Origin of the sequence: Pseudomonas salmasensis (assembly GCF_014268375.2) — a bacterium.
Taxonomy (GTDB): domain Bacteria; phylum Pseudomonadota; class Gammaproteobacteria; order Pseudomonadales; family Pseudomonadaceae; genus Aquipseudomonas; species Aquipseudomonas salmasensis.
This window is the reverse complement of sequence record NZ_CP077083.1, coordinates 2,613,764-2,635,595: the sequence shown is the minus strand read 5'-3', so window position 1 is coordinate 2,635,595 and position 21,832 is coordinate 2,613,764. Positions and strand designations below refer to the sequence as shown.

21 protein-coding genes and 1 other RNA gene are annotated in these 21,832 nt (G+C 57.3%); 12 read left to right on the top strand and 10 right to left on the bottom strand.

Translation table 11 applies throughout. From position 1 onward, the window contains the following. The first annotated feature begins 3 nt into the window (after window positions 1–3). Genes HU731_RS11630 through HU731_RS11620 form a run of 3 tightly spaced genes read left to right on the top strand, consistent with a single transcriptional unit; the run spans window position 4 to window position 2,448 of the window. Window positions 4–1,020: an ImmA/IrrE family metallo-endopeptidase gene (locus HU731_RS11630; RefSeq protein ID WP_186607173.1), complete on the top strand. Its 1,017-nt coding sequence runs from the start codon at window positions 4–6 to the stop codon at window positions 1,018–1,020. Next, window positions 1,017–1,661 (top strand): C1 family peptidase, encoded by a 645-nt coding sequence (locus HU731_RS11625; protein WP_186607174.1) that lies wholly within the window; start codon window positions 1,017–1,019, stop codon window positions 1,659–1,661. The genes HU731_RS11630 and HU731_RS11625 overlap by 4 nt, the downstream gene beginning before the upstream one ends. Next, window positions 1,645–2,448 carry a thymidylate synthase family protein gene (locus tag HU731_RS11620; protein ID WP_186607175.1) on the top strand — a complete coding sequence of 268 codons (804 nt, stop codon included), beginning with the start codon at window positions 1,645–1,647 and terminating at the stop codon, window positions 2,446–2,448. The genes HU731_RS11625 and HU731_RS11620 overlap by 17 nt, the downstream gene beginning before the upstream one ends. Here the strand turns inward: HU731_RS11620 and HU731_RS11615 are convergent, their stop codons facing one another. The 3 genes from HU731_RS11615 to HU731_RS11605 are packed head-to-tail and all read right to left on the bottom strand — an operon-like array spanning window position 2,449 to window position 4,645. Beyond that, the gene (locus HU731_RS11615) at window positions 2,449–3,120 is read right to left on the bottom strand and encodes a uracil-DNA glycosylase family protein (protein WP_186607176.1); all 672 of its coding nucleotides are present in this window, start codon (window positions 3,118–3,120) and stop codon (window positions 2,449–2,451) included. It lies immediately after the preceding gene. 6 nt (window positions 3,121–3,126) lie between these two features. Continuing rightward, window positions 3,127–4,332, bottom strand: coding sequence for a nucleoside triphosphate pyrophosphohydrolase family protein (locus tag HU731_RS11610; protein WP_186607177.1), 1,206 nt, complete (start codon window positions 4,330–4,332; stop codon window positions 3,127–3,129). Further along, window positions 4,289–4,645: a DUF4031 domain-containing protein gene (locus tag HU731_RS11605; RefSeq protein ID WP_186607178.1), complete on the bottom strand. Its 357-nt coding sequence runs from the start codon at window positions 4,643–4,645 to the stop codon at window positions 4,289–4,291. The genes HU731_RS11610 and HU731_RS11605 overlap by 44 nt, the downstream gene beginning before the upstream one ends. Before the next feature lie 45 nt (window positions 4,646–4,690). Between HU731_RS11605 and HU731_RS28815 the strand changes: the two genes are divergently transcribed. Continuing rightward, window positions 4,691–5,038, top strand: coding sequence for a helix-turn-helix domain-containing protein (locus HU731_RS28815; RefSeq protein ID WP_186607179.1), 348 nt, complete (start codon window positions 4,691–4,693; stop codon window positions 5,036–5,038). Between the two features lie 237 nt (window positions 5,039–5,275). On the opposite strand, the gene ssrA is transcribed toward HU731_RS28815, so the two are convergent. The 4 genes from ssrA to HU731_RS11580 form a co-directional block, all read right to left on the bottom strand. Beyond that, window positions 5,276–5,672: a transfer-messenger RNA gene (ssrA, locus tag HU731_RS11595) on the bottom strand. 94 nt (window positions 5,673–5,766) lie between these two features. Next, entirely contained in the window at window positions 5,767–6,045 is a 279-nt protein-coding gene (locus tag HU731_RS11590; RefSeq protein WP_003194233.1) for a PA2433 domain-containing protein, read from the bottom strand. 136 nt (window positions 6,046–6,181) lie between these two features. Continuing rightward, window positions 6,182–8,992, bottom strand: coding sequence for an FAD-binding and (Fe-S)-binding domain-containing protein (locus tag HU731_RS11585; RefSeq protein ID WP_186607180.1), 2,811 nt, complete (start codon window positions 8,990–8,992; stop codon window positions 6,182–6,184). 70 nt (window positions 8,993–9,062) lie between these two features. Further along, window positions 9,063–10,757 carry a lactate permease LctP family transporter gene (locus HU731_RS11580; protein ID WP_020301770.1) on the bottom strand — a complete coding sequence of 565 codons (1,695 nt, stop codon included), beginning with the start codon at window positions 10,755–10,757 and terminating at the stop codon, window positions 9,063–9,065. 251 nt (window positions 10,758–11,008) lie between these two features. Between HU731_RS11580 and HU731_RS11575 the strand changes: the two genes are divergently transcribed. Beyond that, window positions 11,009–11,776, top strand: a complete 768-nt coding sequence (locus tag HU731_RS11575) for an FCD domain-containing protein (protein WP_014719963.1) — start codon at window positions 11,009–11,011, stop codon at window positions 11,774–11,776. A 27-nt stretch (window positions 11,777–11,803) separates the two neighbouring features. Here the strand turns inward: HU731_RS11575 and smpB are convergent, their stop codons facing one another. Next, window positions 11,804–12,286, bottom strand: a complete 483-nt coding sequence (smpB, locus tag HU731_RS11570) for an SsrA-binding protein SmpB (protein WP_003176160.1) — start codon at window positions 12,284–12,286, stop codon at window positions 11,804–11,806. Window positions 12,287–12,453: 167 nt separating this feature from the next. Between smpB and HU731_RS11565 the strand changes: the two genes are divergently transcribed. After that, a complete protein-coding gene (locus HU731_RS11565) occupies window positions 12,454–12,888 on the top strand; it encodes a type II toxin-antitoxin system RatA family toxin (protein ID WP_005791512.1) in 435 nt (144 codons plus the stop codon). Beyond that, window positions 12,881–13,183 carry an RnfH family protein gene (locus tag HU731_RS11560; RefSeq protein ID WP_034133693.1) on the top strand — a complete coding sequence of 101 codons (303 nt, stop codon included), beginning with the start codon at window positions 12,881–12,883 and terminating at the stop codon, window positions 13,181–13,183. The genes HU731_RS11565 and HU731_RS11560 overlap by 8 nt, the downstream gene beginning before the upstream one ends. Window positions 13,184–13,738: 555 nt before the next feature. Here the strand turns inward: HU731_RS11560 and HU731_RS11555 are convergent. Further along, entirely contained in the window at window positions 13,739–14,266 is a 528-nt protein-coding gene (locus HU731_RS11555; protein WP_098950348.1) for an outer membrane protein assembly factor BamE, read from the bottom strand. 98 nt (window positions 14,267–14,364) lie between these two features. Here HU731_RS11555 and fur point away from each other — a divergent pair, with 98 nt between their 5' ends. Then, on the top strand, window positions 14,365–14,769 hold the full coding sequence (gene fur, locus HU731_RS11550) for a ferric iron uptake transcriptional regulator (RefSeq protein ID WP_003194220.1): 405 nt from the start codon (window positions 14,365–14,367) through the stop codon (window positions 14,767–14,769). A gap of 86 nt (window positions 14,770–14,855) precedes the next feature. Here the strand turns inward: fur and recN are convergent, their stop codons facing one another. Beyond that, window positions 14,856–16,529: a DNA repair protein RecN gene (gene recN, locus HU731_RS11545; RefSeq protein ID WP_032895266.1), complete on the bottom strand. Its 1,674-nt coding sequence runs from the start codon at window positions 16,527–16,529 to the stop codon at window positions 14,856–14,858. 254 nt (window positions 16,530–16,783) lie between these two features. Here recN and grpE point away from each other — a divergent pair, with 254 nt between their 5' ends. The 4 genes from grpE (at window position 16,784) to dapB (ending at window position 21,621) form a co-directional block, all read left to right on the top strand. Further along, entirely contained in the window at window positions 16,784–17,344 is a 561-nt protein-coding gene (gene grpE, locus HU731_RS11540; protein WP_003194215.1) for a nucleotide exchange factor GrpE, read from the top strand. 102 nt (window positions 17,345–17,446) lie between these two features. Then, window positions 17,447–19,363, top strand: a complete 1,917-nt coding sequence (gene dnaK / locus HU731_RS11535) for a molecular chaperone DnaK (protein ID WP_014719959.1) — start codon at window positions 17,447–17,449, stop codon at window positions 19,361–19,363. 316 nt (window positions 19,364–19,679) lie between these two features. After that, window positions 19,680–20,804, top strand: coding sequence for a molecular chaperone DnaJ (dnaJ, locus tag HU731_RS11530; RefSeq protein WP_014719958.1), 1,125 nt, complete (start codon window positions 19,680–19,682; stop codon window positions 20,802–20,804). A gap of 10 nt (window positions 20,805–20,814) precedes the next feature. Continuing rightward, on the top strand, window positions 20,815–21,621 hold the full coding sequence (gene dapB / locus HU731_RS11525) for a 4-hydroxy-tetrahydrodipicolinate reductase (protein WP_003194209.1): 807 nt from the start codon (window positions 20,815–20,817) through the stop codon (window positions 21,619–21,621). Window positions 21,622–21,832: the final 211 nt, after the last annotated feature.

The following is a 21,832-nucleotide window of genomic DNA, read 5'->3' as shown; positions in this document are numbered from 1 at the left end:
GAAATGGGGCATCGTGATATTGCGATAACCACCGCTAAGCTGGCTTCTGATGTCTTCGAAGCGACACGTGCGATGGAGCGTATTGAGCAGGACGGTTATACCCGGATTGATCCTTTCAAGATCGCTGCTTCCGAAGGTATTTCCGTAATGCTGCAGCCCCTGGACAGGTTGTATGGCGCTTTTATACGAGGTGATGCCTCCGGGATCCTCGTCAATGCAGCGCGCTCTGCCGGCTTGATACACATGACCTGCGCACACGAACTGGGTCATTATTTTATGGGTCACGATACCGCCTTCGACGAAACTATTGATTATGGCCCGAAGGGCGCGATTCAAGAGCAGGAAGCGGAATCCTTCGGCTACCATTTGCTGGTACCTCGTCAGCTTCTCACTATTATCTGCAAGCGCAAGGGTTGGAATCGTCAATCCCTTCAAAACCCACTGATCCTATATCAGTTGTCACTGAGGCTTGGGGTCAGCTACGCCGCCACCGCGTGGTCTCTAATGAGGCATAAGCTGTTCGACTACGACATGGTTCAGCAGTTACTCAAGACAACTCCTGCCTCGATCAAGCGAGCATTGATGCAAGGCCCGTTACCCGATGCGACCAAGGAAGTCTGGCTGCTCGATGATGCTGATCAATCTTCGATCCTTGAGCCGCGCCCTGAAGATCACATTGTCGTCCGTTTGAAAAGCCATGCATCGGCAGGTTATCTATGGCTGGCAGATTCAGTCGATGAGGCAAAGGCCGAAGGTTTTGTGATCGCACCTTTGCCGGCGTCAAAAATTGATAAGAATGGTTTGTCGTTTGGCGCGGATGCGACTATGGACTATGTCGTATCCGGAGAAGATGTGCAGTTTGATGCTCCGTACCCCCTTGTGTTTACTGAGCAGCGTCCTTGGGCCGGCAAACAGGCAGAGGATGCGAGTTTCAATTCAAGAGCGCATTTTGAGCCGATCGCTGAAGGCCTTTCCCGTGAGGCAAAAATAGTCCTCATTAAAGAGGCGTTGTTACCGTGATCACTCCTGAAATCTTGGTCGACGCAACTCCGGTTGAGGCAAAGAATCAAGGCAATCGACCTACTTGCTTGGCATTTGCTATCACGGACCTGAATCGTCGATTTGCGGATGAAGAATTAGGCCCTGAGTTTTTCTATCGCGCGACAATTGCCCATATCCCGAACTGGCAACCTGGCGACGGTCTGCAAATTCCGGCTGCCCTGAAGTCCTCCGCCTTGGGTCACCCAGTTGAACGATTGTTTCCCTATCTGGATCATGAGCCTGGAGTGCCCCTCGAAGCGCTTCCCACGCATCTAGAGCACTTTGGATGTCCTGTTCAGTTTTTTGAGCCTGATGTTGATTGGCTTATCTCAAACATTCGAGCGCAGAATGCAGTGGGTCTCGCGCTGCGACTAACTCTTGAGTTCTTCCAACCTCAGGACGGGATTGTTTCCTTCAGTGAATCGGTGCTCCCGGGCACGATGGTGCACGCTGTCGTTGCGGTCGGACTCGGTTATGACGGTGATGACGAACCTTGGTTTTTGATCAGAAACAGCTGGGGAGATGCCTGGGGGCAGCATGGCCATGCCTGGGTTTCTTCTACCTATATTGCAGCGCATGCGGCATGCGCCTTTGGAGTAGTACATGGCAGTACTGATTAAGGAAGAACGCGCAGTCTCCGCCTGGCTGGCTGCGGCACGTCATTTGGTGGCCTGCCCCGAGTACACCGATCGCAATCTGATCCTCGAGATGGCATCCGCAAGTGAACTCACCGCCGGGGATCTTGAAATAATCAAGGCTGTGGATACAGCTTTACGCCAGAGCACGCCAGGCTTAAGTGTCGACACCGTAGCAGGAACTATTTTCCCAAATGGGCTTTACAAACGCGATGGTCGTCCCGAGTTTTATGCGCGCTATCTTGATGTCATGGCGCGGGCGAAAAAGCATGGCACCTGGGGCACCTATGCACTGCGGATGATGCGCAGGGTTGCCCGCGACGGCAAGACCCTGTTTAACCCACTTGAGGTGATCATACGCAAGCTGCAGTCTTCCAAGGCGGGGCGCTGCTATCAAGCTGCGTACGAATTAGGGGTCATTGATCCAGAGTACGATATTGCCGACAATACCGATGGCTTTGGTTGTGAGTTGCCTTTGTACGATCCGGGCTTCGATCGCAACAAAGCCTTGAACATGCCATGCCTCAGTCATCTGAGTTTCAAAGTGACGGCTGGAAAGCTCGACCTGACCGCAGTCTATCGCTCGCATTGGTACGGGCAGCGAGCGTTGGGCAACCTGATCGGCCTGAGCAATCTGCATAAGTTTGTCGGCACAGAATCAGGCTTTGAGTGCGGAATGCTTACCTGCATCGCCACGCATGCGTATCTCGATATGGGTAGCTTGGGTGGGCCTCAAGAAACAAAAAGAATGCTCAAGGACTTCCCTGGGTAGTCAAAACAGTGAGGCTTGTCTTTTGGCGTTCAGCGAGTCGATTGGGATGTTGTAGAGCGTACTCATCCCGTCTCGAAAATCCTTGATACCACCGTAGCTAGGGTGACGGATCGCAACTACCTCCACATCGAACCGACTCGCGTAATTGAACGCGTCCTGCCCGATCGCCACGACTCTGCGTACTTTCAGCCATTTGATTAATAAGCCATTTAACTCGTCGACTTGTAGTAGCTCTCGAGCGGTGAACTTGCGATTGGTAAATGGGTTGCCAGGTTCGTGGGGATGAAACGGGAAGACGTTCCAAAGCAACGGCGGCAAGTCTACGGAGCGTAGCACTGACCAGATTTCAGAGGCAGTGCGCTCTGCAAGCGCTGGACCGATCGTAGCCTGTTTGAAATTGGAGCCCGGGTATCTCTGTGTCATCTCTGGCAAATGAAACTCATCGGTCAACGCCAGGCCGGTACGCCGGCCGCCCCGATAGCCAAGGTCCCGCCCCATCCAAATCGTGTCGACGCCAATTTCAGTTGCCGCCTTCAAATAGCCACGAAGGTTGCGGCGACGCGAAGCTACGGCATCGGCTCGGTCATGGATCGGGCACGTATCTGCGTAAGGATTGAACACGTTGTCGAGCTTCAAGGCGGACAGGGCGTTCACAAAGGCTGTTGGGTTCATTGCTGCTCATTTCTTCGTGAAGGGTTCAAAACTCATGGTGTGCTGCACCATGTCGACGGTTACGGTGCCGCCGCGGTGCTCTTGCAGCTTACGGAAAACCTCAAAGCCGGTCAGTATCGCTTTTTCCCACTGCCACAGCTCACATTTGTCCACTTCATAACCTTCAACCATGCTTTGGATTTGCTTGAGCACGCCATAATCCAGGCTTCCGACTTTCGCATCGACATAGAAATGTTGGCCTTTGGCGTGATTGAAGATCCAAGTGGCAATGCCTTCTTCAATGATCATGGCGCGTGCGCCGTCCTCGTTTTCATCCTTTTTCGCATCGGATTTTCGCTTGCGCTTGAACAAGGCCCGAAGCACTGGTGACCACCCCAGAAACGCGACATATGCCAGATGGAAAACATCATGGAAACGATAGTCATCAGGCTCGTTGCTGTTGTCAGTCAGCCGATCCCCGATGTACACACCTCGCAAGCTTTGAACGACATACCCATTTTGGGCTGTACCTCGTTCGATAAAATCCATAGCTATCTGGCGAGGAAATTGCTCGTGCTCAGGGAAGCCTTCATCAAATGCTTTGGGGTATCGTGCATTCTCTCCTGGCCATCTGCTGTGGATCTTCTCCAAATTCGACCGAGCTACATCCTCAAACCTTAGATCGAAACTGGCGCATGTCAGGGCCAGTTCAGCAAGCTGAGTGCCGAAATGATCGCATCGTGCTTGGTGTGAAAGGGCCATGTATCGAGTTTGACTGGTGTCAGCGATAATTCCAGCGGCGGCGGCCAAGATCCCCAGCTGATCCGATCGATTAATAGAACCTGGTGTTCTTCTCACCTCAATCAAGCTGTCGATGTGTCTGAACGTCACCGGTATCACGGGGTCCTGTTCGCTTTCGTTGAAGCGAGTACGCAACGCAGCAATGCAGCGTTCCCCAATATGGTTATGTTCAACACCTACAGACGCTGCCAGGTTAATCAGATACCACAATGCATCACCCAGCTCTTCCGCCGCCAGTTCACTGACCGTGGCAACGAGCTGGTCACGCCCGACTTTTTTGAAGGCCGACAGCAGCCCCCCGATTTCTCCGAAATATCCAAATTTAAGACTTTGGAAGCCTTCAGGGGTGGTCTGAAACCGGTTGGTACCCCCCGCTTTCAGACTGTATTCAGGAACTGACAACGCCATGGCTTGGGGTATGGGCTTGGACATGCAAAATTCCTTTCTTGGATGACTCAGCGCCAGCAATGGCATTTTGGTATAGCTGAATCATCTCGGATCGCATCCTTTTTGCGCAACCGACAATTACTTCCCTTTCGGCACCTGTTGCACCCAATGAGAGGGCGCGAGCTCTTACTGATGCTGTCACGTCATAATGAGGGTAACGACTCTTGGATTGAAACCAGCGACGTTGCAGCCCCAGCCGATCGGCGAATGTATGCAGCTCATCCAGCGAATCTGCCACCAGGTGGGACCATTCGCGTCCACGCCAACGAATGCCTTCTGCATCGACATAGACCGCCATATTTGCTCGCCTTAACTTAAATAATATGCAAATATTTTGCATATTATGAGCTCTCAATTCAACACTCAAATCGACTTAAACCTGCTCGGCCGTCGGATAATGAAGGCTCGCAAGGATCTTGGACTTTCCCTGAAATTTTTGGGTGAGCTCGTCGGGGTGCATTACACACAGATCTCCCGGATTGAGAGAGGAGATACGGCGCGACTCGGCAAAAATATGCAGAAAATATGCAAATATTTGAACGTTGAAATTTATGCGGCTCGACCTACAGAAGCAGTGACGAACCTGTCTCACCGCGTGGAAAAGCTAGTTAGCGAATGGCCTGAAAGCGAGCATCTAATCAGCAACATCCTAGATGGCATTGAGGAGGCCCTTAAATCGCGTAATGCCTAGCTGCAGATCCAGTGCCGCGTTGATGAAAAAAGCTGGGCACCTTTGAGTGATCGAAGTTTTTGCATGCCTCAAGTGGGTCCCCGGACTAGCCCATGTCTTAAACATGGCTGTAGGAAAAGGGGAAAAGGGAAAAGGGAAAAGGGAAAAGGGAAAAGGGGACGGATTTATTTTTCACACCGTATTCACTGGATTCCAGACACAAAAAAAGACGCTCTCAGGCGTCTTTTCTCGTTCAATTGGTGGAGCCGGGGGGATTTGAACCCCCGTCCGCCAGTACTCCGCTGTCGGTACTACATGCGTAGCCGTTTCTATTAAGTTAACCCTCAGCGACCCGAAGGGCAGGGTGCTTTGGGCGAGTTGTGTAAGTTTTAGCCGCTTCGTCCACAACGTACTGCACGGCGATTCTGTTCTATATGACAATCACTTTGGGTTTACAGACATCCCCTGGTGATTGCTGGACCCGAAGGTACCAGAAGCTCAGGGCTAAGGCTGCTTACGCAGCGAGAGCGAATTCCTGGCCGTAGTTTTCGTCATTGGCAACTATAAGAAGTTGCAACAGTGGATTTACGAGTTCTGTTACCAACTCGGCATGCACCTAAAGTTTCGCGACCGGCGTCGAATCCTAAACGGCCCCGTGCTTGTAACTCGTTGTTTCTTAGTGAGTGACAAGCCTGTGCAGTGTACGCCAAAACGTCAGCGAAGGCCAACCCGAAGGTTGGCCCTCTCGCTTACTGGCCGCCTTTCTCGCTGTTCTGCAGGTCTTGCAGGGCCTTGGAGGTGATTTCGATGCACTTCTTCTCATCACCGGCGGCGTGGGCTGCCTTGGCCTGGGAGACGGCGGTGTCTATTTCGCCACTTTTGCCGCTGGTGTCGGTGGCGAGCAGGGCTTTGCCGTTGTTGATTTTGTCCAGGTTGATCTGGCAGAGGTCTTTGTCACTGGCTGCGAAAGCGGGGGAGGCGAGCATCGCAGCGGTCATGAACAAGCCAGCAAGAGCGGAACGCTTCATAGGGTGTCTCCTTGCGCAAAAGGGCTCGACGCTGCTGGCGTGCAACCGCTGCCAGCGACATCACTGATGGGCCTCGTTTGTCGAGGCCTATGCAGATGACTGCGCCGGTGCGCGAGGGTTCGGTTTTTTTGCCGGGTCAGTGGGCGCGGGCGCGGGTGACGCGGTCTACCAGGTAGACCAGGCCGTGGTAGTCGATGCCGCCATGTTGGCTCAGGCCGATCTCGCAGGTGCGGCTGGTGGAGATGCCTTCGCTGCAATATTGCACGGCGTCCTGGAGTGAGCGCAGGGAGTGGGCGTTGAGTTCCGGTGTGGTGAAGCCTTTGTCGCCGGCAAAGCCGCAGCAATGAATGCCTTCGGGGATCACCACGGTTTTTGCGCAGCGGCGTGCCAGTTCGATCAGTGCCTGGCTCTCGCCCAGGTGTTGGGTGCTGCAGGTGACGTGTACGGCGATGGGCGCTTCCTGGGGCGTGAAGTCGAGGCGGTCCATCAGGTGGGTGCGGATAAAGCGCACCGGGTCGTAGAGGTCTAGGCGCGTTTCTCCCAACTCTTGCACCAGGCGCAGGGTGCAGGGGCTGGTGTCGCAGTAGATGGGGTCGAGGCCGCCTCGGCTGGCGTGGAGCAGGGCGCCGATCAGTTCCTGGCGCTTGTGTTCGGCCTGCTCGGCGTAGCCTTTTGACGCGAAGGGCTGGCCGCAGCAGAGGCTGTCCTGGTTGTCGGGGAAGACTACCTGGTAGCCGGCCTTTTCCAGCAGCTGGCGGGTTTTGTCGTACAGCGACATTTGCTCTTTATCGCCGGCTGCAGGGCCCATGGCGCGGGAGACGCAGGCGGCCAGGTAAACCACGCGCGGGCGCTCATCCATTACCGGCGGGCTGAAGCGAATGGTTTTTTCCGGTTGTGGCATGGCGTTGGTCCACTGCGGAATTTGCCCTTTGGACAGCTTGGTCAGCGTGCTCGAGAGCTTGGCCAGCCGTGGAGCGCCCAGCAGCATGCGCGCACCGTTGGCGACGTGCAGGGTAAAGCGCGCACCTTGCAGCGCGGTTGCGAAATGGCTGGCGAGCCAGTCGGCGGTTTTCGTACGGTCGGCCTCGCGGCTGCGCAGTTTTTTTACCAGGTCGCCGGTATTGATGCCTACAGGGCAGCGTTGCGCGCATAAGCCGGTGGCGGCGCAGGTGTCGATGCCCTGGTAGTGGTAGGCCGCTTCCAGTTCGGTGGTGTCCACGCCTGCGCGTTTTTTGGCCTGGATGTCGCGCCAGATCACGATGCGCTGGCGCGGGCTCAGGGTCAGGCCCTTTGACGGGCACACCGGTTCGCAGAACCCGCACTCGATGCACTTATCCACAAGCTCATCGGCGGCGGGCAGGGGCTTGAGGTGTTTGAGGTGAATCTGCGGGTCTTCGCTGAGCACCACATCCGGGTTGAGGATGCCGTTGGGGTCGAGCAGGCGCTTGAGTTGCCACATCAGTTGATAAGCGTCGCTGCCCCATTCCAGTTCGACGAAAGGGGCCATATTGCGGCCGGTGCCGTGTTCGGCCTTCAGTGAGCCCCCGAACTCCACGGCCACCAGTTGCGCGACGTCGTCCATGAACGCTTGATAGCGTGCGACTTCTTCGCTGCTGTTGAAGCCTTGGGTGAACACAAAGTGCAGATTGCCTTCCAGGGCATGTCCGAAAAGGATGGCTTCGTCGTAGTGATGTTTGTCGAACAGTGCGATCAAGCGGTTTACGCCAATCGCCAGTTGTTCTACGGGGAAGGTCACGTCTTCGATGATCACGGTGGTGCCGGTTTTGCGCACGGCACCTACGGCCGGGAAGGTGTCTTTGCGGATGGCCCAAAGGCGGGCGTTTTCCAGTGGGTCTTCGGTGAAGTCGACTTGTTTCTCCACGGGGAATACCGCCAGGGAGGCCATGATCAGCGTCAGTTGTTCGTGCAGCAGCGATGGCGAAGCGGCGCGGGATTCGATCAGCAGTGCGCAGGCGTTTTCCGATAGGTGCTGTACGAAAGCAGGCATGCCCGGTTTGTCCTGCACCGAGCGCATGCTGCGTCGGTCCAGCAGTTCAACGGCGGAGACTGGCTGGGTTTTCAGCACGGTGACGGCGTTGCAGCAGGTTTCGACATCCGGGAAGACGATCAGCGCCGAGGCTTTGTTGGGGTGATCGATCACGGTGTCGTAGGTGACGGCACTGATAAACCCCAGGGTGCCCTCGGAGCCGACCAGCAGGTGGCTGAGGATATCCAGCGGGTCGTCGAAATCCACCAACGCATTGAGTGACAGGCCGGTGGTGTTTTTCAGGCGGTATTTGTGGCGGATCTTTGCCGCCAGCTCAGTATTTGCGCGTGTTTCGCGACCCAACAGGGCCAGGCGTTCAAGCAGTGCGCCATGTGACTGGCGGAAGGCTTGCACGCTGGCGGCATCTTCGGTGTCCAGGCGGCTGCCATCGGCCAGCACCAGGCGGATGCCCGCCAGGGTGTGGTAGGTGTTTTGCGCCGTGCCGCAGCACATGCCACTGGCGTTGTTGGCGACGATACCGCCGATCTTGCAAGCATTGATGGACGCTGGGTCCGGCCCGATCTTGCGCCCGAACGGTGCGAGCCAGGCGTTGGCCTGGGCGCCGATCACGCCGGGTTGCAGGCGGATCTGGGTGCCTTGCCCGCGAATTTCGCGGTGGTTCCAGTTATCACCCAGCACGATCAGCACCGAGTCGCTGATGGCTTGGCCCGAGAGGCTGGTGCCTGCGGCACGGAAGGTCACCGGCACGCGGTCGCGCTGGGCCAGTTGCAGCAGTGTCACCACTTCGTCTTCTGACTCCACGCGGATCACCAGCTGTGGGATCAGACGGTAAAAGCTGGCGTCGGTGCCGAAGGCGAGGGTGGAAAGTGGATCGTCGAAGCGGCGATCTTGCGGGATCAGTTGTGCGACGTCGCTCAGGAAAGCAGCAGGCAGGCTCATCGGTCCTCCAGAAATAGCAGACGCCGGCAGGATGCTCCGGCGTCGATTCTTACCCTATTACGTGCAGGTCTCAGTGCACCAGCATACCGGTGAACCAGTAGGCCTGTGCCAAGGTGATCAGCCCGACGATGGTGGCAAAAAACAGGCTGTGCTTGAGGGTAAAGCGGAACAGGTCGGATTCCTTGCCCACCAGGCCGGTGGCGGCGCAGGCCACGGCGATCGATTGCGGCGAGATCATTTTGCCGGTCACGCCACCGCTGGTGTTCGCGGCTACCAGCAGGGTGTCGTTGACGCCGATCTGGTGCGCGGTAGTGGCTTGCAGTGAGCTGAACAGGGCGTTGGATGAGGTATCGGAGCCTGTCAGGAAAACTCCCAGCCAGCCAAGGAATGGAGAGAAGAACGGGAAGGCAGCACCGGTGCCGGCCAGAACCAGGGCCATGGTCGAGGACATGCCGGAGTAGTTGGTGACGAAGGCGAATGCCAGCACCATGCCGATGGACAGGATCGGCCAGCGCAGCTCAAAGAAGGTTTCTTTTAAAGTGGTAAGACCAGTTTTGACGTCGATTTTCAACACCAGCATGGAGACCAGTGCCGAGAAGAAGATTGCAGTGCCGGTGGCAGATATCGGGTCCAGCTTGAAGACGGCCGGGATGGCGGTGGGGTTGGTCACGATGGGCGCGACTTTAACCACCAGTTGATCCAGGTGCGGGATCGCAAAATTGAACACCCAGCCGTACATCGAACCGCCCGCGGCGAACAGGGCCTTGAAGGGTTTGAGGGTCCAGATGGTCACCAGTACGGTGAGGATCAGGAACGGCGACCACGCCTTGAAAATTTGCCCCAGGCTGTAGGGCGAAACCACGGTGTTGCGCGGCAAGCCGAAGCCGCCGGCGCTGGAGGTGACCGCCACGCTGGAGGTAGCGCCGGCAATCTGTGCGCCTGCGGTGCGCTTGGGTTGCCAGACTTTCAAAAACAGCGTCAGGGCAATCAGGCTGGCGAGTGCCGAGGTGATGTCCGGCAGCTCCGGGCCAATGAAGTTCGAGGTGAAATATTGGGTGACGGCAAAGCTCAAACCCGCCACCAAGGCTGCCGGCCAGGTTTCGCGAACGCCGCGCAGGCCGTCCATCATGAACACCAGCCAGAATGGCACGAACAGCGACAGCAGCGGCAGTTGGCGGCCGGTCATGGCGCCGATCTTGAACGCATCAATGCCGGTGACCTGGCCGGCGACGATGATCGGGATGCCCAGGGCGCCGAACGCCACCGGCGCGGTATTGGCAATCAGGCACAGGCCGGCGGCGTACAGCGGGTTGAAGCCCAGGCCTACCAGCAGCGCGGCGGTGATCGCCACGGGCGCACCGAAACCGGCCGCGCCTTCCAGGAAGGCGCCAAAGCAGAAGCCGATCAGCAGCACCTGCAAGCGCTGGTCATCGGTGATCGACAAGACGGAGCTGCGGATGATTTCGAACTGGCCGCTCTTGACCGTCAATTTGTACAGGAATACCGCCGCGACGATGATCCAGGCGATGGGCCATAGGCCGTAGGCAAAGCCATAACCGGCTGCAGCCAGCGCCATGTCTACCGGCATCTGGAAGGCGAAAATGGCGACCAGGATCGACAGGGCCAGGGTGATGCTGCCGGCCACATGGCCTTTGAGGCGGAACACGGCCAGCGCCAGGAAGAAGAATACGATGGGAATGACGGCGGCCAGTGCGGACAGGCCGAGGCTGCCGAGTGGGCTGTAAAGCTGTTGCCAGGTTTGCATATGGGGTGGCCCCTGATTGTTGTTGTTTGGTGAGCTTGGGTAATTGGTAATACCAATTTACAATCGCTGTGGGCTAGATTAAGAGGCTGGGCAGGGGTGTGTCAATTTGCCGCCTGCGAAACTTTGGTCGTAGGTCGGGAGGCGGCGCGTTCTGATCGGCGAAATTGAAGGCGTTCTGATAGGTGCTGCCGGCACGTCGATAGGCCAGAATAGGGGCCCCGGCGAGTGGTCGGGATGGTGGAGAGTGAGTTATGGGGTTTGATCAGGTGCGTCAGCGCCGTTTGTCTGACGATATTGTCGAGCAGCTTGAGGGCATGATTCTCGAGGGCACGCTGAAGTCGGGCGAGCGTTTGCCGGCCGAGCGCGCGTTGGCTGAGCGCTTTGGTGTGTCGCGCCCATCATTGCGTGAGGCGATTCAGAAGCTGGCGGCCAAGGGGTTGCTGGTCAGTCGCCAGGGCGGTGGCAACTATGTGGTCGACTCCCTGGGTTCGACCTTCAGCGATCCGCTGCTGCACTTGTTGGAGAGCAATCCCGAAGCGCAGCGCGATCTGCTGGAGTTTCGCCAGACCCTTGAGGCTTCGTGTGCTTATTACGCGGCGTTACGCGCTACGGAGGTTGATCGTGAACGGCTGACCGCCGCATTTGAGGCGTTGCAGGATTGTTATGCGCGCGCCGACGAAGTGAGCCGAGTGGAGGAGGGCGCTGCGGATGCAAGGTTTCACTTGGCGATTGCCGAAGCCAGTCATAACGCCGTATTGCTGCACACCATTCGTGGGCTGTTCGACCTGCTCAAGCGTAACGTAGTGACGAATATTGGTGGCATGTACCAGCAGCGTACCGAGACCCGCGACATGCTGATCAATCAGCATCGGGACTTGTACCTGGCCATCATCGAGGGGCGGGCCGAGCAGGCGCGCGAAGTCTCGACACGGCATTTGCTGTATGTGCAGGAGGTGTTGGAGGAGGTGCGTCAGGAGGTTCAACGCGTGGCTCGGGCGGAGCGACGCAAAGGGATGTAGCCCGCGTGGGCTACACCGTCACAAGGATTACTCTTCCTTGCCTTTGTTGCGCACGGCGCGATGCAGCTCGCGATTGGAGTCGCGCTCGCGTTCGGTGTCGCGCTTGTCGTATTCCTTCTTGCCCTTGCCCAATGCGATCTCGCATTTGACCAAGTGCTTGCTCCAGTACCAGGACAAGCAGATGCACGCGTAGCCTTTTTGCTGCACGGCCGCGGCGAGCTTTTCGAGTTCGCGGGCATTGAGCAACAACTTGCGCGTACGCACCGGGTCGGCAATCACGTGGGTGCTCGCGGTGGTCAGCGGGGTGATATGACTGCCAAGCAGCCATGCCTCGCCATCCTTGAGCAGCACATAGCTGTCGACCAGCTGCAGTTTGCTGGCACGCAGACTTTTTACTTCCCAGCCGGCCAGGACCAGACCAGCCTCGAACCGATGTTCGATGAAGTAATCGTGTCGCGCTTTTTTATTTTGCGCGATGGTCCCTGTGGGGTGTTTCTTTTGTTTAGCCATAGGGGCGGCATTATAGGGAGTTGCGAGCGTGTCGGCTACGGTCAACCTGTGTGCTTGAGCGAGTTGGACGAATCCCGGACAATGCGGGCAGTTCTTTGGTTTTTTTCTCTCGCGGATTGGGCTGTTCTTTCGCGATGTTTGCCTTAAGCAGTGGAAGTAACGCTCACATGACGACGCATATTCAACGTTCGGCCCTGTTGCCCTACCCGGCGCAGGCGCTCTATGACCTGGTCAACGACGTGGCGCGTTACCCAGAGTTTCTGCCTTGGTGCTCGACGGCCGAGGTTCTGGAGAGCAGTGACGAGCACATGGTTGCTAGTGTCGGGGTGGCCAAGGGCGGCCTCAGCCAGCATTTTGTGACGCGCAATGTGCTGGTGCCGGGTAAGTCCATTGAAATGAACCTGCAGGAAGGGCCGTTCACTCAACTGCACGGCGTGTGGGTGTTCAAGGCGCTGACGGACAAAGCCTGCAAGATCAGCCTGGATCTGTCGTTTGATTATGCCGGGCCGATTGTTCGTGCGACCTTGGGGCCTTTGTTCAATCAGGCAGCCAATACCCTGGTGGACGCGTTCTGTCAGCGCGCCAAGCAACTGCATGGTTGAGATTGAGGTGGTGTTTGCCGCTGAGGATCGCCAGGTGTTGCTGGCGGTAAAGGTGGCTGAAGGCACTAGTTTGCGCGAAGCGGTGCAGGCGTCGGGAATGGCGGCGCATTTTCCTGATGTTGATCTGGCTGATTGCCCGGTGGGTATATTTGGCAAGGTCGTCGTTGATGCACAGGTGCGCTGCGTACAAGCCGGTGACCGTATTGAGATCTATCGGCCTTTGCTGGCCGACCCTAAAGAGGTGCGCAGGCTGCGCGCGGCCAAGGCGGCGTTGGCCAGGCAGGCGAATTCTTGAGCGTGCCAAAGGGCAGTGTAGCTATCTGCACCACTGCCATACGCAGCTGAACCGGTAACTGCCTGCCAACCGACACCTATCTCCCTGGAGCCGCGCGATCCAACTGTGGGAGCTGGCTTGCCTGCGAAAGCGCTGGTTCAGTTGAAAAATCCTTGCCTGACACACCACCTTCGCGGGCAAGCCCGCCCCCACAGGGGATTTGTGCCAGGTGCTGATTTGTGGGCAATACATGGCCAATGTGGGAGCTGGCTTGCCTGCGAAGGCGGTGGGTCAGTTGAAAAAAACTTGCCTGACACACCACCTTCGCGAGCAAGCCCGCTCCCACAGGGATCTGAGCCAGGTGCTGATTTGTGGGCAATACATGGCCAATGTGGGAGCTGGCTTGCCTGCGATAGCGGTGGGTCAGTTGAAGAATCATTGACTGACACAGCGCTTTCGCGAGCAAGCCCGCTCCCACAGGGATCTGAGCCAGGCGCTGATGCTGTGGGCAATATCGCTATGCAAATGGCAGGCAACAAAAAACCCGGCATGCCGGGCTTTTTATCGAGCGCAAAATTATTGCGGGCTGGTGTCCAGAGGCTCAGGCGTCGGCACGGGCACGGTTTCCACGTTGTCGATGTCTTTCTGGATGCTGTCCAGCAAGGAACCTGGCTTGGCCGGCTCCTCGGATTTTGGTTTTTCAGCTTGCTGCGCAGGTGCGGTCACGTTGGTGCCGCTGTCCTTGCCCAGCAGGGCTTCATCGCGGCTTACGCCGGGCATGAAGTCACCGGACAGGCTCACGAGCTGGTCATTGCCATTAAAAATGACACTGACGCGCTCCTGCTGGCGTTCACCGCCACCAGGCTGCAGGCTGTAGAGATAATCCCAGCGATCGGCATGGAAAGTGTCGGTCAGCAGGGGATTACCCATGATAAACCGTACTTGCCGTCGGGTCATTCCCGGGCGTAACTGGTCTATCATGTCCTGCGTGACGACATTGCCCTGCTGGATGTCGATTTTGTAAACCCCGGGGAATGAACAACCGGCGAGTGCGAGCAGTCCCACAAAGGTGAAACTGGTTAGCAAGAGCTTGGTGTTTTGCATCGGTGGGCGACTTCCACTATCTTGGCTGGGACAACGTAAACGCCGATCATACCCGTATTAAGAGAAGCTGCGAAGCAGCATCCGCGAGAAAGCTAACCATGGTTGAAAATAGCGAACTACGCAAAGCCGGTCTCAAAGTGACTCTGCCACGAGTCAAGATTCTACAAATGCTCGATTCTGCTGAGCAGCGCCACATGAGTGCCGAAGACGTTTACAAGGCGCTGATGGAGTCTAACGAGGACGTCGGCCTGGCCACGGTCTACCGTGTACTGACCCAGTTTGAAGCCGCAGGGCTGGTGGTTCGTCATAATTTCGACGGCGGTCATGCGGTGTTTGAATTGGCTGACGGTGGTCACCATGACCACATGGTTGACCTGGATACCAATGAGGTTATCGAGTTCACCAGCCCTGAAATCGAAGCGCTTCAGCACAAGATTGCTGAGGAGCATGGGTTCGATTTGGTCGACCACAATCTTGTGTTGTACATCCGTAAGAAAAAGTAAAAATCGACGCAGTTTTGCTTTGCGAAACGATTGAAGGCGACCCTCGGGTCGCCTTCGTGCTTTCTATAAGAGGGAAAAGTGTCGATTCAAGCCTTCGCGGCCACCACCATTTTTTTCGCGTGAGCCAAGGACTCCTTGGTCAAGTCGATACCGCCGAGCATCCGCGCCACTTCTTCCACCCGTTCCGATTTGTTCAGCTTGGAGACGGCTGTGTGTGTCGCGTCGCTACCGCGCACCTTATGCACAAACAGGTGCTGATGCCCTTGGGCTGCCACTTGCGGCAAGTGGGTCACTGTAAGCACTTGGCCACGATCCCCCAGGCGACGCAGCAATTGGCCAACAATTTCTGCGGTCGGCCCGCCAATGCCCACATCCACTTCATCGAATACCAGTGTGGGTACCCGTGAGGTCTGGGCGGTAATCACCTGGATCGCCAGGCTGATCCGCGAAAGTTCGCCGCCGGAGGCCACTTTGGCCAGGGCCTTGAGCGGTTGGCCGGGGTTGGCACTCACCAGCAGCTCGACGTGCTCCAGCCCATGGGGCTGCAATTCTTGGCTGGCGTTGGGATGCAACTCGATGGTGAAGCGCCCGCCTGGCATGCCCAGGCGCTGGATTTCCTGCTCGACGGCGCTTGCCAGGCTAGTAGCTGCCTGCTGGCGCAGAGCGCTCAACTCCCGGGCTTTTTCCTGATAATGACGGGCAAACGAAGCGAGCTCCTCGCCCAGGCGCTCAATGGATTCGTCGTTCGCGTTGAGTGTTTCGATTTCATCCAGCAGTTTCTGCTGCATGGTTGCGACTTCAGTCGGCTGGATTCGATGCTTGCGCGCCAGGGTATAAATCGTATCCAGGCGCTCTTCTATTTCCTGCAGGCGTGCTGGGTCGGCGTCGAAGTGATCCAGGAAACGATTGAGTTCGCCCACGGCCTCTTCAACCTGGATCTGCGCGCTGGTCAACAGGGTGGTCGCTTCACTCAGTGAGCCCGAAGCATTGTTCACGCTGGACAGGCGATTGAGGCTGGCGGTCAGTGCGTTGAGCACATTGCCGGAGTCGCTCTCGCTACATTGCTCGACCACCTGGCGGCAGATACCCAGCAGGGTTTCGGCGTTGGTCAGGTTCTTGTGTTCCTGCTCAAGCTGTTCCAGCTCGGTCTCACCCAGGCCCAGGCTTTCAAGCTCTTCCAGTTGATAGCTGAGTAGCTGGTGGCGGGCGCGTTGTTCGTCGCCGGAGTTGGAAAGGCGTTCCAGTTCCTGGCGTGTCTGGCGCCAGCGTTGGGCGGCCAGTTGAACTTGCCGGGAAAGATCGGTGGCGCCGGCGTACTCATCGAGCAGGCGACGGTGGGTATCGGTTTTCAGCAGGGATTGGTGTTCGTGCTGACTATGGATATCGATCAGCAATTCGCCCAGGGCTTTCAAGTCGCCCAGTGGGCAAGGCGTGCCGTTGATATAGCCGCGCGAGCGCCCCTCGGCGGTGATCACCCGGCGCAGAATGCAGGGGCCTTCATTATTAAGGTCGCGCTCGGCCAGCCATGCCTCGGCTTCGGGGATGTCCGCCAGGTCAAAGGTGGCCAGAATGTCGGCCTTGTCGGAGCCAGGGCGCACCACGCCACTGTCAGCGCGATCGCCAAGCGTCAGGCCGAGGGCGTCGAGCATGATCGACTTGCCGGCGCCGGTTTCGCCTGTGATTACGCTCATCCCGCGATCCAGTTCAAGATCCAGATGTTCAACGATGGCGTAGTTATGTACAGACAGGTGCACGAGCATGACGGCCGCTCCCAGGCTTTAGGTCTGGTTATTTATACAGTGTTTTGTTCGGGGCTGACAATCCTGACGCTTAGCTCGATTTGCTTGAGTCGCGATTTTTTTTAGCGCGATGTGGAATGAGCGTGAAGGAAATGATCCAGGTCAATCGAAAGACTTTTGGTAACGCCTGCGCCCTTGAACCTGAAAATTGTGGCCCCATATACCGGAGCAGAAGCGCGAGTTGAGTTCGCGCATGATTTTGAAAGGAGAAATCTATGGCTGACGAACAGACGCAGGATACGCAAACTCCAGACGCCAATTCGGCTGCCGGTGATGAACTGGCGACTCGTGTGCAAGTGCTCGAAGAGCAATTGGCCGCTGCGCAGGATCAATCGTTGCGTGTTGCCGCCGATCTGCAGAACGTCCGCCGCCGTGCCGAGCAGGACGTAGAGAAGGCTCACAAGTTCGCGCTGGAAAAATTCGCCGGTGACCTGCTGCCGATCATCGACAGCCTGGAGCGTGGTCTTGAGTTGTCCAACCCGGATGACGAAAACATCCGCCCAATGCGCGAAGGCATCGAGCTGACCCTGAAAATGTTCCAGGACACCCTGAAGCGCTATCAGTTGGAAGCGATCGACCCGCAAGCCGGCGAGCCGTTCAATGCTGAGCATCACCAAGCCATGGCCATGCAGGAAAGCCATGACCTGGAGCCTAATAGCGTGATCAAGGTGTTCCAGAAGGGTTACCAGCTCAACGGTCGCCTGATGCGCCCGGCGATGGTGGTGGTGAGCAAGGCTCCTGCACCCGTTGCACCTTCTATTGATGAGCAGGCTTGAAATCCGCCGCAAGGCCCCCATTTATAAGTCAAGCGTTTAAGTGCTACCGCAGTTAGCCACAACTGCTGCGGCAACCAAATTCAAGTTTCGGGAGAGTAAATCATGGGCAAAATTATCGGTATCGACCTGGGGACCACCAACTCCTGTGTCTCCGTGCTGGAAAACGGCGTTGCAAAAGTTATTGAAAACGCCGAAGGCGCACGTACCACTCCGTCGATCATCGCTTACGCCAACGACGGTGAAATTCTCGTCGGCCAATCGGCCAAGCGTCAGGCAGTGACCAACCCGCACAACACCCTGTACGCGGTAAAGCGTCTGATCGGTCGTAAGTTCGACGAAGAAGTCGTACAGAAAGACATCAAGATGGTGCCTTACAAAATCGCCAAGGCCGACAACGGTGACGCCTGGGTTGAAGTGAACGGCCAGAAAATGTCGCCGCCACAAATCTCGGCTGAAATCTTGAAAAAGATGAAGAAGACCGCCGAAGACTACCTCGGTGAAGCAGTGACTGAAGCGGTGATCACCGTTCCGGCCTACTTCAACGACAGCCAGCGCCAGGCCACCAAAGACGCCGGCCGCATCGCGGGCCTGGATGTAAAACGTATCATCAACGAACCAACCGCAGCTGCGCTGGCTTACGGTATGGACAAGGCCAAGGGCGACCACACCGTGATCGTTTACGACCTGGGTGGCGGTACGTTCGACGTCTCCGTGATCGAGATCGCAGAAGTTGACGGCGAGCACCAGTTTGAAGTGTTGGCCACCAACGGCGACACCTTCCTGGGTGGTGAAGACTTTGACATTCGTCTGATCGACTACCTCGTTGACGAATTCAAGAAAGAAAGCGGCATGAACCTCAAAGGTGACCCGCTGGCCATGCAGCGCCTGAAAGAAGCCGCTGAAAAAGCCAAGATCGAGCTGTCTTCCGCTCAGTCGACCGACGTGAACCTGCCGTACATCACTGCAGACGCCACCGGTCCTAAGCACTTGAACGTGAAGATCTCGCGTTCCAAGCTCGAGGCGCTGGTTGAAGACCTGGTTCAACGCACCATCGAACCTTGCCGCATCGCGCTGAAAGACTCCGGTATCGACGTTGGCTCTATCAACGACGTGATCCTGGTGGGCGGTCAGACCCGTATGCCACTGGTTCAGAAGCTGGTCACCGAGTTCTTCGGCAAAGAAGCACGTAAAGACGTGAACCCGGACGAAGCCGTTGCCATGGGTGCTGCCATCCAGGGTGCCGTACTGGCCGGTGACGTGAAAGACGTGTTGCTGCTGGACGTAAGCCCGCTGACCCTGGGTATCGAAACCATGGGTGGCGTGATGACTGCGCTGATCGAGAAAAACACCACGATTCCTACCAAGAAATCCCAGGTGTTCTCGACTGCCGATGACAACCAGGGCGCCGTGACTATCCACGTGCTGCAAGGCGAGCGTAAGCAAGCCGCACAGAACAAGTCCCTGGGCAAGTTCGACCTGGCTGAGATTCCACCAGCACCACGTGGCGTGCCACAAATCGAAGTGACCTTCGACATCGACGCCAACGGCATCCTGCACGTCGGCGCGAAAGACAAGGCCACTGGCAAAGAGCAGAAGATCACCATCAAGGCCAACTCCGGCCTGTCTGATGAAGAAATTCAACAGATGATCCGTGATGCTGAAACCAATGCTGAAGCGGACAAGAAGTTCGAAGAATTGGCAGGCGCCCGTAACCAGGGTGACGCGCTGGTTCACTCGACTCGCAAAATGATCGCTGATGCTGGCGACAAAGTGACCGACGAAGAGAAAACCGCAATCGAAGCGGCAGTGGTTGCCCTGGAAGCCGCCATCAAAGGCGACGACAAGGCTGCCATCGAAGCCAAGGTTGAGGAGCTGTCGAAAGTCTCCGCGCCAGTTGCTCAAAAAATGTATGCCGAGCAAGGCCAGCCGGCTGACGGCGCTGCGCAACAAGCAGAGCCTGAAGCCAAGCACGACGATGTTGTCGATGCCGAGTTCGAAGAAGTTAAAGACAACAAGTAAGTTGTCGCCCGGTTGACCGCGCACAAGCGGTGACTGGTAGGATGTCGCCGCGCGGGAGCTTGCTCCCGCGTTGGCGTGTCTGGGGTATGCGAATTTTTACAGCATGCGACAACGCTCGGATGCTGGCGGTGTGAACGGGAATGCTCCTGCTTTCCGAATGACAGTCACCGCGTTTTTGGCCGGGTCCCTGGCTGAAAGCAGTAATGACCAGGATCGTTGAATTGACGTGAGTTGGGTCCGGGCCTGTATTGGGGCTCAACGAGTTTGGCAGGGTTCAGGAGGGCCAGGTCGAACGTCCTTAAGAGTGCAAAGACTTATGGCAAAGCGTGACTATTACGAAGTATTGGGTGTGGAGCGTGGCGCCAGCGAGGCGGAGCTGAAAAAGGCCTACCGTCGCCTGGCGATGAAGCACCACCCGGACCGTAATCCGGATAACAAAGAATCCGAAGAGATGTTCAAAGAGGCCAACGAGGCCTACGAATGCCTGTGTGATCCCAATAAGCGTGCAGCCTACGACCAGTATGGCCATGCCGGTGTCGACCCGAGCATGGGCGGCGGCGGTGCCGGTTTTGGTGGCCAGAACTTCTCCGATATTTTCGGCGACGTGTTCAGCGACTTCTTCGGCGGTGGCCGTGGCGGTCAGCGTGGCGGCCCTCAGCGCGGCAGCGACCTGCGTTACACCCTGGAGTTGAACCTGGAAGAGGCCGTGCGCGGTACCAGTGTCAATATCCGTGTGCCGACGCTGGTCAACTGCAAGCCGTGCGACGGCTCGGGTGCGAAGAAAGGCTCCTCGCCGATCACGTGCCCGACCTGCGGCGGTATCGGGCAGGTGCGCATGCAGCAGGGCTTCTTCTCGGTGCAGCAAACCTGCCCGCGTTGCCACGGCCAGGGCAAGATCATTTCCGATCCGTGCGACTCCTGCCATGGCGAAGGCCGCGTCGAAGAGTACAAGACGCTGTCGGTCAAAGTGCCGGCGGGTGTGGACACCGGTGATCGTATTCGCTTGTCGGGCGAAGGCGAGGCGGGTGCCCAGGGCGGCCCTACGGGCGACCTGTACGTGGTGATCAATGTGCGCGAGCACTCGATCTTCCAGCGTGACGGCAAGCATTTGTTCTGCGAAGTGCCGATCAGCTTTGTTGATGCAGCGCTGGGTGGCGAGCTGGAGATTCCGACGCTGGATGGTCGGGTCAAGCTCAAGATTCCCGAGGGGACTCAAACCGGCAAGCAGTTCCGCATTCGTGGCAAAGGCGTTGCGCCCGTGCGCGGTGGCGGTGCTGGCGACCTGATGTGCCGTGTGGCGGTTGAAACCCCGGTGAACCTGAATCGTCGTCAGCGTGAACTGCTGGAAGAGTTCCGCAGCTCGCTGGAAGGCGACGACTCCCACTCGCCGAAGACCACGGGCTTCTTCGACGGTGTAAAACGCTTCTTCGGCGACCTGTAAGGATCTGAATATGCGACGTATAGCCGTAATGGGCGCTGCCGGGCGCATGGGCAAGACGCTGGTCGAGGCGGTGCAGCAACGCTCGCCGGCCTCCGGGCTGACGGCGGCGATTGTTCGCCCAGGCAGTACGTTGATCGGTGCGGACGCAGGTGAGTTGGCCTCGTTGGGTCGCATCGGTGTTTCGCTGTCTGGCAACCTCGAGCAGGTGGCGGACGAATTCGACGTGCTGATCGACTTCACCCTGCCGGAAGTGATGCTGAAAAACCTGGCCTTCTGCCGCAAGGCAGGCAAGGCCATGGTGATCGGCACGACCGGTTTGAGTGCCGAGCAGAAACAGTTGTTGGTGGAGGCGGGCAAGGATATTCCGATCGTCTTCGCGGCCAATTTCAGCGTGGGTGTGAATCTGTCGCTGAAGTTGCTGGACCTGGCGGCGCGTGTGCTGGGTGATGAAGCGGATATCGAGATCATCGAGACGCACCATCGCCACAAGATCGACGCGCCTTCGGGCACGGCATTGCGCATGGGTGAAGCTATCGCGGATGCGCTGGGTCGCGATCTGTCGAAAGTAGCGGTGTACGGGCGTGAGGGCCATACCGGTGCTCGTGCGCGTGACACCATTGGTTTTGCCACTGTGCGCGGTGGTGATGTGGTCGGCGATCACACAGTGCTGTTTGCCACCGAAGGTGAGCGCCTGGAAATCACCCACAAAGCCTCCAGCCGCATGACCTTCGCCAAGGGCGCGGTGCGTGCTGCACTCTGGCTGGAAGGGCGTGAGCCTGGCCTGTACGACATGCGTGACGTGCTGGACCTGCACTAAGCAGTAGCTAAAACGGGGCCTCAGGATTATCCTGTGGCCCCGTTTTTACCCGCTAAGCGACGTCCTGTCGCATTCCCCTGCCTTTAAGGCTCATTAGCGGTGGACCAAAAAAGCCTTTTTCTGTAAGCTACAGCTTTAGTGTGTCCACTAAAAGCGCGCAGAATAATTCAGTGAAGAAGCGGGGTGACGTGTCCATACGTCACTCCGCTTT